The 12,058-nt window shown below is 74.9% G+C and carries 11 protein-coding genes; 1 reads left to right on the top strand and 10 read right to left on the bottom strand.

Annotated elements, in window-relative coordinates; genetic code table 11:
• Positions 1-17: 17 nt before the first annotated feature.
• Positions 18-965, bottom strand: a complete 948-nt coding sequence (locus ACTMS2_RS05775; protein WP_441174431.1) for a DNA primase — start codon at positions 963-965, stop codon at positions 18-20.
• Positions 966-1,083: 118 nt separating this feature from the next.
• Here ACTMS2_RS05775 and ACTMS2_RS05770 point away from each other — a divergent pair, with 118 nt between their 5' ends.
• Positions 1,084-1,425, top strand: a complete 342-nt coding sequence (locus ACTMS2_RS05770) for a PadR family transcriptional regulator (protein WP_363620355.1) — start codon at positions 1,084-1,086, stop codon at positions 1,423-1,425.
• Positions 1,426-1,433: 8 nt separating this feature from the next.
• Here the strand turns inward: ACTMS2_RS05770 and ACTMS2_RS05765 are convergent, their stop codons facing one another.
• The 9 genes from ACTMS2_RS05765 to ACTMS2_RS05725 form a co-directional block, all read right to left on the bottom strand.
• Positions 1,434-2,093, bottom strand: a complete 660-nt coding sequence (locus tag ACTMS2_RS05765) for a permease prefix domain 1-containing protein (RefSeq protein ID WP_441174430.1) — start codon at positions 2,091-2,093, stop codon at positions 1,434-1,436.
• 79 nt (positions 2,094-2,172) lie between these two features.
• A complete protein-coding gene (cydC, locus tag ACTMS2_RS05760; protein ID WP_441174429.1) occupies positions 2,173-4,059 on the bottom strand; it encodes a thiol reductant ABC exporter subunit CydC in 1,887 nt (628 codons plus the stop codon).
• A complete protein-coding gene (gene cydD, locus ACTMS2_RS05755; protein WP_441174428.1) occupies positions 4,056-5,732 on the bottom strand; it encodes a thiol reductant ABC exporter subunit CydD in 1,677 nt (558 codons plus the stop codon). The genes cydC and cydD overlap by 4 nt, the downstream gene beginning before the upstream one ends.
• Entirely contained in the window at positions 5,729-6,736 is a 1,008-nt protein-coding gene (locus ACTMS2_RS05750) for a cytochrome d ubiquinol oxidase subunit II (protein ID WP_441174427.1), read from the bottom strand. Before ACTMS2_RS05750 ends, cydD begins: the two co-directional genes overlap by 4 nt.
• A 10-nt stretch (positions 6,737-6,746) precedes the next feature.
• Positions 6,747-7,997, bottom strand: coding sequence for a cytochrome ubiquinol oxidase subunit I (locus ACTMS2_RS05745; RefSeq protein ID WP_441174426.1), 1,251 nt, complete (start codon positions 7,995-7,997; stop codon positions 6,747-6,749).
• A 263-nt stretch (positions 7,998-8,260) separates the two neighbouring features.
• The gene (locus ACTMS2_RS05740) at positions 8,261-9,166 is read right to left on the bottom strand and encodes a M56 family metallopeptidase (RefSeq protein ID WP_441174425.1); all 906 of its coding nucleotides are present in this window, start codon (positions 9,164-9,166) and stop codon (positions 8,261-8,263) included.
• Between the two features lie 10 nt (positions 9,167-9,176).
• A complete protein-coding gene (locus ACTMS2_RS05735) occupies positions 9,177-9,635 on the bottom strand; it encodes a BlaI/MecI/CopY family transcriptional regulator (RefSeq protein ID WP_441174424.1) in 459 nt (152 codons plus the stop codon).
• A gap of 175 nt (positions 9,636-9,810) precedes the next feature.
• Positions 9,811-10,635, bottom strand: a complete 825-nt coding sequence (locus ACTMS2_RS05730) for an aldehyde dehydrogenase family protein (protein ID WP_089002053.1) — start codon at positions 10,633-10,635, stop codon at positions 9,811-9,813.
• The gene (locus ACTMS2_RS05725; RefSeq protein ID WP_441174423.1) at positions 10,628-12,058 is read right to left on the bottom strand and encodes an aldehyde dehydrogenase family protein; all 1,431 of its coding nucleotides are present in this window, start codon (positions 12,056-12,058) and stop codon (positions 10,628-10,630) included. Before ACTMS2_RS05725 ends, ACTMS2_RS05730 begins: the two co-directional genes overlap by 8 nt.

Below are 12,058 nucleotides of genomic sequence, written 5' to 3'. Positions count from 1 at the left end.
ATGCTCCCCGTAAAGGGTCAGTCGCGCCAGTCCACGACCGCAGAGATCTTCCCGACAATGGTGCGCCAACCCAGACTTGCGGTTTGTGCCCCGATTTTCTTCAGTCGGCGCCGCCCGAAGAAGCCGCCGACGCCGCCGTCGACCGTGGCGCGCAGCGCCTCGTCGAGATCGTCGAGGCTGGAGCCGGCGGAGAGCATGTCCAGCACCGCGGGCAGCCGCAGCGCGTACGCCAGGTCGCGGGCGACCTCGCCGGCCTCGATGAGCAGAGTCGGGTCCCAGGTGTCGTGCCCGCCGCGGAGGTTCTCGACCACCAGGTCGAGCTCGTAGACGTCCTCGTCGAGCGGCGCGATGTCGGCCGGCTCCACCCGTTCGGACAGTTCATTCCAGCTGTCCAGCTGAGACAGGTCGTTGGGCGCCCCGGACCGGACGAAACTGACCAGCGACTCGGGCGTCTTGAAGAGCAGCAGCTTCCCGCGGTGGCTGAGGAAGACCGGCACCTCCTCGTCGCCCGCCTCGTCCTCGTCCTCGGAGTCGGCCTTGGCGTCCTCGTCGTCGGTCGCGTCGCGGCGGCGGCCCTTGGCCTCCTCCTCGTCGCTCTCGGCGAACTCCTGGGCGACCTCCTCGTCGAGGATGACGACGGCCTCGTCGTCGTCCTCCTCTTCCTCCTCCGCGACCTGGCGGCGGGCCAGGAACGGGTCGTCCTGGTCGCGCTCGGCGACGTCGGTCGGGGTCAGCTCCCGAGCCGGGCGGTAGGCCCGCAGCGTGTAGCCGGTGCCGGCGGGCAGCGCGATCTCCACCGGGTCGATCCGCAGCTCGTCCCAGAGGGCGCGGGCGGCCTCGGCAGAGACGGTTGCGGTGCCGGACTCGGCCGGGGCGTCGGCGTCGTCGAGCTCGGGCTCGTCGGCGTCGGGCCGTTGGGGCGACTGGCGGGCCACGCTGACCTCCGTGTGCTTCGGGTTGCCCACCCGTCGGCGTCCGCCGCCGACGAGTGACTCTGGGCACATACCCTAGTGGGCGTCTCCGGGCGACCGGTGCCCGCACCCCGGTGGCGGTCCCGCCCGCCGACAAGTAGCGTTGCTACGCATGAAGGCCCAGGCGCTGCACGGACACCTCGACGCGCTGCTGCTCGCGGTGCTCGAGCAGGGTCCGCTGCACGGCTACGCGATCATCGAGGCGCTGCGCAGCCGCAGCGACGGCCAGCTCGACCTGCCGACGGGCACCATCTACCCGGCGCTGCGTCGGCTGGAGCGGGCCGGCCACGTGGCCAGCACCTGGAGCACCGTCAACGGGCGGGAGCGGCGGACGTACCAGCTCACCGACGAGGGCCGGCGGGCGCTGGCCGGCGAGCGGTCGGGGTGGCACGAGTTCCGCTCCACCGTCGGCCGCTTCCTCGACACCGACACCCCGCCGACCGCCCCGGCCTGACCGCCGGTTCAGCGGGTGGCGAGCAGCCAGGTGTGCGCGGCCCGGCCGAGCCAGAGGTAGCCGGCGGCGGCCACCACCGTGCCGATGATCATGGGCGGCCAGGTGAGCGCGGCGTCCCAGAGGCCGATCGACCACGCGAAGAGGGTCGAGCCGGCCAGCACGCCGAGGGCGAGGACCCCGGTGAGGGCCGTCCCCACCGCCCGGTCCACGGCACGGCCGCGCAGCGCCGACCGCCCCGCCGGCAGCAGCCCGATCGCGGCCAGCACGAACGCCGCCGCCCAGATCCAGCCCACCGACGCCGATAGCAGTTGGTAGGCGGCCGGCGGCGGGGAGCCGTCCCAGCTCGCCCCCTGCCAGGTGAGGTCGCCGGCGACGAACGCGACCGTGGCGAGCGCGACGACCCGAAGCGACAGCCCGCGCAGCGCACCCGCCGCCAGCTCCGCCTGGTAGGCCGGGGCGAGCTCCGCCGGCGTGCCGAACTCGGCCACCGCCCGGCGCTGCGCCTCCGCCGCCGGCAGCCCACTCTCCCGGTACGCGTCGACGGCGTCCAGCAGCCCGTGCCGCGCCTCGGCCAGCAGGTCGGACCTGAGGCGGCGCGGCCCCCGCAGGCGCGCGCCCAGCTCCCGCAGCCGTTCCTCCACGATCGTCGCGTCGTTCTCGCCCCGCATGGCCCCACCCTGTCACGGGGCCGCAGCGGACGTCGTCGGGGAGAACCCTGGCCCCGACCCGGATCCGGGCGGACGGGCGTCAGGGGCGCAGCGCCAGGTACCCGCGTTCGGCCGCCTCCTGGATCAGCCACTGGTCCCGGTACCAGCCGGGGGTGGCGACCAGCTCGGCGTGCCGGCCGCGCTGGGCCACCCGCCCGGCGTCCAGGACCACGATCTCGTCGAGCCCGGCGAGCCCGCTGAGCCGGTGGCTGATCAGCAGTACGGAGTGCCCGGCCGGGGTGGCGGCCAGCGCGGAGGCGAGCACCGCGTCGGCGGCGGCGGGATCGAGCCCCTCGGTCGGCTCGTCGAGCACCAGCACACCCGGGGCCGCGAGCAGCGCCCGGGCCAGCGCGACCCGCTGCCGCTGGCCGCCGGAGAGCTGACCGCCCTCCTCGCCGACCACGGTGTCCCAGCCGTCGGGCTGCTCGCGTACCCAGTCCAGCAGCCCGGCCGCCGCGGTCGCCGCCGCCAGCTCCTCCTCGTCGGCGCCGGGCCGCCCGAGCAGCAGGTTCTCCCGGACCGAGGCGTGGAAGACGTACGCCTCGGCGAGCAGCCCGCCAACGGCGCGGGGCAGCTCCTCGGCCCGGTACGCCGACAGCTCCCGCCCGTCGAGGGTGATCCGCCCGTGCGCGGGGCGCACCGCGCCGGTAAGTACGGCGGCCAGCGTGCTCTTGCCGGCGCCGCTGGGGCCGACCACCGCCACCCGTCGACCGGGCGACAGGTCGAGGCCGAACCCGTCCAGGGCGGGCGGGGCACCCTCCCGGTACCGGACGGTGACGTCCTCGAACCGCACCTCGTACGGCCCGGGGCCGACCTCGGCGCCGCCGGAGGTGGCCGGACCGGCCGGGGCCTCCAGCAGGGCGGCGACCCGGGTCAGGCCGGTCCGGAGCTGGGTCCACTGCCGGGCGGCTCCGACCAGGGCCAGCGCGATCTCCACGGCGGCGAGTGTGCCGACCGCCAGGACGCCGACCAGCACCCCGTCCACGCCGTCGCCGAGCGCGGCGAGCACCACCGCCCCGGCGGTCAGCCCGGCCACCAGCACCCCGGCCGCGTCGACCGCGAAGCCGGTGGCGGCGAGCCGCCGCTCCAACCGGGCCAGCCGTCGGGCCCGCGCCCCGGCCGCCTCCAGCGCCTGCCCGGTGGCGCCGAACGCGGCCAGGTCGGCGGCGCCGTGGGTGAGGTCGACCGCGTCGGTGGCGAGGGCGCCGCGCAGCGGCGCCAGTTCGGCGGCGGCGCGGCGGGTCAGCGCGGTGGCCAGCACGGGCAGCGCGACCCCGGCGAGCAGCAGCCCGACCGCGAGCACCCCGGCGGCGGCCGGCGACATCAGTGCCGCCCCGCCGACCGCGAGCACGCCGACCAGCGCCGCCGCCGAGGCCGGCACCAGCACCCGCAGCAGCAGGTCCTGCACCGCCTCCACGTCGGAGACGAGCCGGCTCAGCGCGTCGCCGGAGCGCTGCCGTGCCGCCGGGCTGGCGGCGAGGGTGCCGAAGACCCGGGCCCGCACGTCGGTGATCAGCCGCAGCACGGCGTCGTGCCCGGCGAGCCGTTCGGTGTAGCGGAGCACGCCCCGGCTGATCGCCAGCGCCCGGACCGCCACGATCGCCACGGTGAGGCGGTCCAGCGGGGGCCGTTCGGCGGCGCTCATCAGCAGCCAGGTCGCGGTGGCCATCAGGGCGAGGGCGGCGAACTCGGTGGCGGCGGCGAGCAGCCCCGCGCCGAGCAGCCGGTTCAGGTACGGCCGGGCCAACCGCAGCACGGCCCGCTCGGCGGAGCCGGCGCGCCCCGGCCCGGGCCGGGCGTCGGTAGCGGCGCCGGGCGCGTCGGCGGGCCGGGCGTCGGCAGCGGCGCCGGCCGCGTCGGCGGAGCCGGGTGCGTGGGTGGGCTGCGTGCGGGGCCGGGCGTCGGCGGGGGGCCGTTCGTCGGTCATCGGGTGGCCTCCCCGGCCGCCGAGGGCGTCAGTTCCGTGACCCGGCCGTCCTCGATCCGCAGGATCCGGTCGGCGTCGGCGAGCAGCGCCGGCCGGTGCGCCACCAGCAGCGCCGTCCGGCCGGCCACCAGGCGGCGGGTGGCGTCGAGGACGACGGCCTCGGCGGCGGTGTCCAGCCGGGCGGTCGGCTCGTCGAGCAGCACCACGGGCGCGTCCCGCAGGAACGCGCGGGCCAGGGCGACCCGCTGCCGTTGCCCGCTGGACAGGCCGTGCCCGCGCTCGCCGAGTACGGTGTCGAGCCCGTCGGGCAGCCCGGCGACCACGTCGTCCAGGGCGGCGTCGTGGACCGCCGCGGCGAGCGCCGCGTCCGGGGTGCCCGGGGCGCCGAGCCGGATGTTGTCGGCCAGTGAGGCGGCGAAGAGGTGGGCCCGCTGCGGCACCCAGGCCACCTGGCGGCGCCAGCCGTCGGCGTCGGCGTCGGCCAGGTCCACCCCGCCCACGGTGACCCGGCCGGCGGTCGGCGTCACGAAGCCGAGCAGCAGGCCGAGCAGCGTGCTCTTGCCGGCGCCGCTGGGCCCGATCACGGCGACGCGTTCGCCCGGCCGGATGGTCAGCGTGACGTCGCGCAGGGCGGTGGTCCGCTCGTACCGCACGGTCACCGCCTCGAACCGGATCTCGCCGCGGCCGTCGGGGACGGCCGCGCCCTCGCCGCGCGCCGGCGCGGGCGCGGCGGCCGACAGGGTGAGGGCCTCGTCCAGCGCGGTGAGCCCCTCCATGCTGGCGTGGAACCGGGCACCGGCCGCCCGCAGCGGCAGGTACGCCTCCGGGGTGAGCAGCAGCACCAGCAGCGCGGTCTGGAGGGTCAGCCCGCCGCCGAGCAGCCGTACGCCCACCGGCACGGCGACCAGCGCCACGGAGAGGGTGGCGACCAGCTCCAGCACCAGCGCGGACAGGAACGCGATCCGCAGCGTCTTCATGGTCGCGACCCGGTGGCCGTCGGCCATCCGGCGGACCACCTCGGTCTGCGCCCGCGCCCGGCCGAACGCGCGCAGCGTGGGCAGCCCGGCGACCATGTCGAGGAAGTGCCCGCCGAGCAGGGAGAGCCGTCTCCACTGCCGCTCGGTGGCGGCCTGTGCCTGCCAGCCGAGCAGCGCGCCGAAGATCGGGATCAGCGGCAGGGTCACCGCGATGATCAGCGCCGAACTCCAGTCGGCGACGAAGATCCGGGCCAGCACGGCGACCGGCACGGTGACGCTGAGCACCAGCTGCGGCAGGTAACCGGTGAAGTAGGCGTCCAGCGCGTCCAGCCCGCGCCCGGTCAGCGTGGCGAGCTGCCCGGCGCGCTGCCCGGCGACCCAGCCGGGGCCGTGTCGCCCGACGGACGCGAGCAGGTCGGCCCGCAGCGCCGCCTTGACCGTCGCCGCGACCCGCGCCGACACCGTGCCCTGCGCCCAGACCAGCAGCGAGCGGGCGGCCACCGCGGTGGCGAAGCCGGCCAGCGCGGGCCGGTCGAGCCGTCCTTCGAACGCGGTCGCCAGCAGCGCGGCCAGCGCCGTGGCCTGCGCGACGACCAACCCCGCGGCCAGCACGCCGAGTAGCGCGAGCATGGCGAGGTCGCGCCGGGCCCCCGGGACCCGGCGCAGCAGACGCGGGTCGAAGGGACGGCGGTTCACCAGTACACCGGTGCCCTGCCGTCGGTCCGTCCCCGGAACACCCACCAGCACATCGCCTGAAAGCCTAGTAGGGCCGGCAGGAGCGGCAGCGTCAGCCAGCCGAGCAGCCGCAGCGTCGGTGTGCTCGCCGCCGCGTCGGCCACGGTCAGTGACGCCCCCGGGTCGACCGTGGAGACCAGCGCGTAGGGCCAGATGGTCGCCCCGACCAGCGCCACCGGCAGGGCCAGGGCCGCGCAGGTGGCGGCGAAGGCCAGCCCGGGCCGTCGCCGCGCGAGCGCCGCGCGGGCCGTCAGCAGCGCCGTGACCAGCAACGACAGCAGCAGTACGGCCGCCAGCGGCTGCTGTGCGGCGGCGCGTACGTCGGCGGAGAGCAGGCCCACGACGGTGGCCGCGCCGACGGTGGTCAGCGCCACCGGGACGAGCCGGGCGGCCAGCCGCCCGACCGGCGCGGCGTCGGCGGCGGGCAGCCGGAGCGTGAGAAAGGTCGCACCGTGCAGTGCGACCAGCGCGACGACGGCGAGCGCGGCGGCGGCCACGAACGGGGTGAAGAGGTGGGTCACCCCGGCGACGTGGCCGTCGGCGCGCAGCGGTACGCCCTGGAGCAGCCCGGCCAGCACGGCACCCCAGCCCAGCGCGGCGAGCGCGCTGCCGACGACCACGATCCGGTCCCACCGGGCGCGGGCGCGCTGCCCGGCCGGTCGGCTGCGCAGCTGCACGCCGGCGGTCACCAGCACGACCCCGGTCAACGCGCCCAGCACCGCCGGGTAGAAGCCGGAGAGCAGTTCCCCCTCCAGCACCGGGAAGGCACCGAACAGGATGCCGACGGCGGCCACCAGCCAGACCTCGTTGCCGAGGAAGAACGGGCCGACCGCGTTGAGCGCGGCGCGCCGGCGGGCCGGGTCGGTGTCGCGGGCGAGCAGCAGGCCGACGCCGTAGTCGTACCCGCCGAGCACCAGGTAGACGGCGAAGAAGAGGCCGAGCAGGGCGTACCAGGCGAGTTCCACGGTCGTCTCCTCAGGCGAAGGCGGGCTCGGGGTGGGGGTCGGCCGGCGGCTGGTCCGGTTGCCGGCCCAGGGCCGGGTCGTGGGCGCCCCGGGCGGCGTGCCGCGCCAGCAGCACCCAGTTCGTGACGGCGAGGGTGCCGAGCAGCAGGCTGAAGCCGATCAGAGAGGTGAGCATCAGCCAGGGGCTGACCGGCGACACGGCCTGGTCCACGGGCAGCAGCCCGTACGCGGCCCAGGGCTGGCGGCCGACCTCGCGGGCGATCCAGCCGAGGATGACCGCGACGAACGGCAGCGGCAGGGCGAACTGGAGGATCCACAGCGGGACGCGTAGCCGGATGATCCAGTCCCGCCACAGCAGCGGAAGCAGCAGCCAGAGCAGGCCGAGGGTGAAACCGATCAGGATCATGAAGCCGAGGCCGACGTCGGCGAGGGCCGGCGGTGTGTAGTCGCCGGGACCGAACCGGGCGGTCCATTCGGCGATCAGCGGCGCGGCGGCGGGGTCGTCGCCGAACTTGGTGGGCTGCACGTCGCTGATCGCGAAGAACTGGGCGAAGCCGAAGCCCTGCACGAAGAAGATCGCCACCGCCGAGGTGATCAGGCCGATCCGCAGCCCCTTGCGGTGCAGCGCGAAGTCGTCGGTGCGCCGGACCAGGTGCCACGCGCTGACCGCCGCCATCAGCATCCCGCCCACCAGCAGCGCCGCCGTGACGACGTGCCCGAACGCCATGCGGAAGGTGGGGTTGTCCAGCAGCGCGGAGAAGTCGGTGAGGTGCGCGACCCCGTCGCGTACCTCGTGGCCGACCGGGTTCTGCAACCAGGCGTTGGCCACCATGATCCAGAAGGCCGAGGCGTACGCGGTGATCGCGACGCCCCAGAGCAGGGCGAGGTGGACGCCCCGGCGCAGCCGGTGCCAGCCGAAGATCCACATGCCGAGGAACGTCGACTCCAGGAAGAAGGCGACCAGCGTCTCGATGGCCAGCGGCGCGCCGAAGACGTTGCCGACGTAGCGCGACAGCCCGCTCCAGTTCAGACCGAACTGGAACTCCATCACGATGCCGGTGGCGATCCCGAGGACGTAGTTGATCACGTAGAGCTGGCCCCAGAACCGGGTCAGTCGCTCGTAGACCGGCTTGTTGGTGATCACCGAGGCGGTCTGGAGGTAGACCAGCAGGGTCACCAGCCCGAGGGTGACCACCACGAAGAGGAAGTGGATCGAGGTGGTGGTGGCGAACTGCAGGCGGGCGAGCAGCAGGGTGTCCATGGCCGGCTCTCCGTACGGTTGGCTCACTTGTCGTAGCGAGCCTACACGTAGATTGCCTACACATAACTACTATGGCCCGTCGTAGAGGATCCTACGACGACTTGTAGTAGCTGTGGGGGAGGAGCGACGGGCGGGTCGCGTCGCCACCCGGGCGGGCCTCGTCCAGCATGGCGGGACGCGCTCCACGCAGCGGTAACTGCCGATGGGCAAGGGCGGCCGAGTCCCGGGAAGGCCGCCCGCAGGCGGTGCGGGGCGGCCCGGAGTCAGCTCAGGAAGAGGGAGACCGGCAGGGCGGCCACGGTGGTCGCCACGGTGAGCGCGGCGGTTCCGAGCAGCCGGGGCGGCCGGCCGGCGACCAGCAGCCGCTGCACCCGTACGTCGAGATCCCGGTCGCCCACCCCGAGGGCGCCCGCCGGAGTGATCCGGTTGCCGGCGGCGGCGAAGCGGCGCAGCGCACCGGCGAGCGGGGCGTCGGCGTGCGCCTCCCGGGCCTTGTCGTCGGCCCGCATCTCGACCAGCAGGGCGACCCGGTCGTGCGCCTCGCGGACCCACGCGAACCACGGCAGCGCCCGGCTGAGCGCGGTGAACGGCAGCAGCACCAGGTCGTGGCGTTCCTGGGCGTGCGCCCGCTCGTGGGCGAGCACGGCCGCCAGCTCGGCGGGGTCCAGCAGGTCGAGGGTGCCCGCGCTGACCACCACCCGGGGGCGCATCCCCGGCAGGCAGTACGCCGCGGCGCTCGGGTGGTCGAGCACCAGCGCCCCGGGCACCGTCGGGTCGCGGCGGGCGACCAGGGCGAGCAGGTCCCGGTGCCGGCGCTGGGCGCGTACGGTGCCGTGGATGCTGCGGACGGTCGTGGCCAGCAGGACCGCGCCGATGCCGAGCCCCACCCCGACGGCGGCCAGGTGCGGCGCGCCCAGCCCGACGGGCAGGGTGCCGTGGGCGAGGTCCGTGGCGAGGGCGACCAGCGCGCTGCCGGTCGGGCGGTCGTAGGCGGCCAGGCCCAGCGCGATCGGCACGCCCATGGCGGAGAGCCCGAGGGCCAGCCCGACCGCCTGCCAGCAGACGATCGCCACGCGAGGGCTGCGCCACGTCCAGGTGGAGCGGGACAGCACCTGCGCGGTCAGCCAGCAGGCCAGCATCGACGCGGCGAAGTGCAGGGCGTACGCCACGGCCGCCGCCCTACCTGTCCGCTGCCTTGTCGGTCCGGGGCGGCAGGCCGTCGATCGACGGCGCCTCGACCCGGTCGGTCAGCGCGCTCCCGTCGTGCCCGGTCGCCCCGGCCTCGGCCCCGAGGGCGGCGCGCAGCACCTCGGCCTCGGTGCCGGTCACCGAGCGGGCGAAGCGCACCAGCGCGGCGTCGCGGCTGCCGCCGAGGTCGAGGGCGTCGAGCATGAGCTGGGCGATGTACTGCTCGCGGCTGGCGGCGGCCCGGTAACGCCAGGCCCGCCCCTCCCGCTCGCGCTGCACCATGCCCTTGCCGGCGAGCCGGTCGAGCACGGTCATCACCGTCGTGTACGCCAGCTCGCGCCCGTCCAGCGCATCGGCCACCTCGCGCACGGTGATCCCGTCCGACGTGCCCGGGACCGAGTCCCACAAGACGTCCATCACCGCGCGTTCAAGATCACCAAGCCGAGTCACGCCGCAATCCTACCCCCGGTAGTAGACCTGCCCCACCCGAGGCAGCACGCCTGCGCCGAGCCTTCCCACGAACCTGTCCACGGACGGTTTTCCGGGGAGCCCCGCCTGCGCAGGGATCAAGCCTGACCGCCCGGAGCGGGCGGGGCTCCCCGGAAAACCCCAGGACAGCGAACAGTCACACCCCCTTGGGGTGCCAGACCGTCTTCGTCTCCAGCAGCGTGGTCATCCGGGTGATGCCCGGGTCGGCGGACCAGTCGTGGTCGGCCGGGGCCGGCCGGAGCACCCGCTTGAGGTTCTGCGCCGCCTTGACCTCCAGTTCGACCGCCAGTTCGGCGTCGGTCACCCCGGTCAGGTCGATGGCGTTGACGTCCATGTGGGCGGCCAACGCCGGCACGGTCTCGGCGATCCGCCCGGTGAGCAGGTTGACCACGCCGCCGGGCAGGTCGGAGGTGGCGAGCACCTCCGCCAGGGTCACCGCCGCCAGGGGCTGCGTCGGCGAGGTCGCCACCACCACGGTGTTGCCGGTGACGATCGCCGGGGCGATCACGCTGACCAGGCCGAGCAGCGCCGGGGACTCGGGGGCGACCACGGCCACCACGCCGGTCGGCTCGGGCGCCGACAGGTTGAAGTACGGCCCGGCGACCGGGTTGGCGCCGCCGTACACCTGGGGGAGCTTGTCGGACCAGCCGGCGTACCAGACCCAGCGGTCCACGGCCGCGTCGACCTCGTCGCCGGGCACGCCGAGGGCGACGAACTGCTCCCGCCGGCCCTCCAGCATCTCGGCGACCCGGTAGAGGATCTGACCCCGGTTGTACGCGGTCGCCCCGGCCCAGCCCTTCACGGCGGCGCGGGCGGCGACGACGGCGTCCCGCGCGTCCTTGCGGGAGGCCAGGGAGACATTCGCGTCCTGCACGAGATACGACCGTCCCGACTCGCTGCGCGGGAACTTCCCGCCGATGAAGAGCTTGTACGTCTTGCGTACCGCGACCCGCTCAGACATTGAGGTAGCCCTCCAGCCCGTGCCGGCCGCCCTCGCGACCGTAGCCCGACTCCTTGTAGCCGCCGAACGGCGAGGTGGGGTCGAACTTGTTGAACGTGTTGGCCCAGACCACGCCGGCGCGCAGCCGGTCGGCCATCCACAGGATCCGGGAGCCCTTGTCGGTCCAGATCCCGGCCGACAGCCCGTACGGCGTGTTGTTGGCCTTCTCGACGGCCTCCGCCGGGGTGCGGAACGTCAGCACGGACAGCACCGGGCCGAAGATCTCCTCGCGGGCGATCCGGTGTGCCTGGGTGACCCCGGTGAAGATCGTCGGGGCGAACCAGAAGCCGCGCTCCGGCAGCTCGCACGACGGCGACCAGCGCTCGGCGCCCTCGGCGGACCCGGCGTCGGACAGCTCCCGGATCCGCGCGAGCTGCGCGGCCGAGTTGATCGCCCCGATGTCGGTGTTCTTGTCCAGCGGGTCGCCGACGCGCAGCTGGGCCATCCGCTGCTTCAGCGACTCCAGCACCCGGTCGGCGACGTTCTCCTGGATCAGCAGCCGCGAGCCGGCGCAGCAGACGTGCCCCTGGTTGAAGAAGATGCCGTTGACGATGCCCTCGACCGCCTGGTCGACGGGGGCGTCGTCGAAGACGATGTTGGCCGCCTTGCCGCCCAGCTCCAGCGTGAGCTTCTTGCGGGTGCCGGCCACGGCGCGGGCGATGGCCCGGCCCACCTCGGTCGAGCCGGTGAAGGCGACCTTGTCCACGCCCGGGTGCTCGACCAGCGCGCGGCCGGTGTCGCCGGCGCCCGTGACGATGTTGACCACGCCGGCGGGCAGGTCGGCCTGCTGGCAGATCTCGGCGAAGAGCAGCGCGGTCAGTGGGGTCGTCTCGGCCGGCTTCAGCACCACCGTGTTGCCGGCGGCCAGCGCCGGGGCGATCTTCCACGCCAGCATCAGCAGGGGGAAGTTCCACGGGATGACCTGCGCGGCCACGCCCAGCGGGCGCGGGTTCGCGCCGAAGCCGGCGTGTTCGAGCTTGTCGGCCCAGCCGGCGTAGTAGAAGAAGTGCGCGGCGACCAGCGGCAGGTCGACGTCGCGGGACTCCTTGATCGGCTTGCCGTTGTCCAGCGACTCCAGCACGGCCAGCTCGCGCGAGCGCTCCTGGATGATCCGGGCGATCCGGAACAGGTACTTGGCCCGGTCCCGGCCCGGCATCGGGCCCCAGACCTTCTCGTACGCGGCCCGGGCGGCGCGGACGGCGCGTTCCACGTCCTGCGCGCCGGCCTCGGCGACCTCGGCGAGCACCTCCTCCGAGGCCGGGTTGACCGTCTTGAACGTGCCGCCGTCGGCCGGGTCGACGAAGTCACCGTCGACGAAGAGCCCGTAGGAGGCCTTGAGGTCCACCACCGAGCGGGACTCGGGGGCGGGTGCGTATTCGAACAT

The sequence above is a fragment of the Micromonospora sp. SD12 genome, assembly GCF_052068495.1.
GTDB classification, from domain to species: Bacteria; Actinomycetota; Actinomycetes; order Mycobacteriales; family Micromonosporaceae; genus Micromonospora; species Micromonospora echinofusca.
Note: the sequence above shows the minus strand (reverse complement) of the source record. Positions and strands in the feature narration are given on the sequence as shown.

Coding starts and splice junctions, on each gene's coding strand:
- ACTMS2_RS05770 (WP_363620355.1), top strand. CDS start 1,084: ATGAAGGCCCAGGCGCTGCACGGACACCTCGACGCGCTGCTGCTCGCG.
- ACTMS2_RS05765 (WP_441174430.1), bottom strand. CDS start 2,093: ATGCGGGGCGAGAACGACGCGACGATCGTGGAGGAACGGCTGCGGGAG.
- cydC (WP_441174429.1), bottom strand. CDS start 4,059: ATGACCGACGAACGGCCCCCCGCCGACGCCCGGCCCCGCACGCAGCCC.
- ACTMS2_RS05745 (WP_441174426.1), bottom strand. CDS start 7,997: ATGGACACCCTGCTGCTCGCCCGCCTGCAGTTCGCCACCACCACCTCG.
- ACTMS2_RS05730 (WP_089002053.1), bottom strand. CDS start 10,635: ATGTCTGAGCGGGTCGCGGTACGCAAGACGTACAAGCTCTTCATCGGC.
- ACTMS2_RS05725 (WP_441174423.1), bottom strand. CDS start 12,058: ATGTTCGAATACGCACCCGCCCCCGAGTCCCGCTCGGTGGTGGACCTC.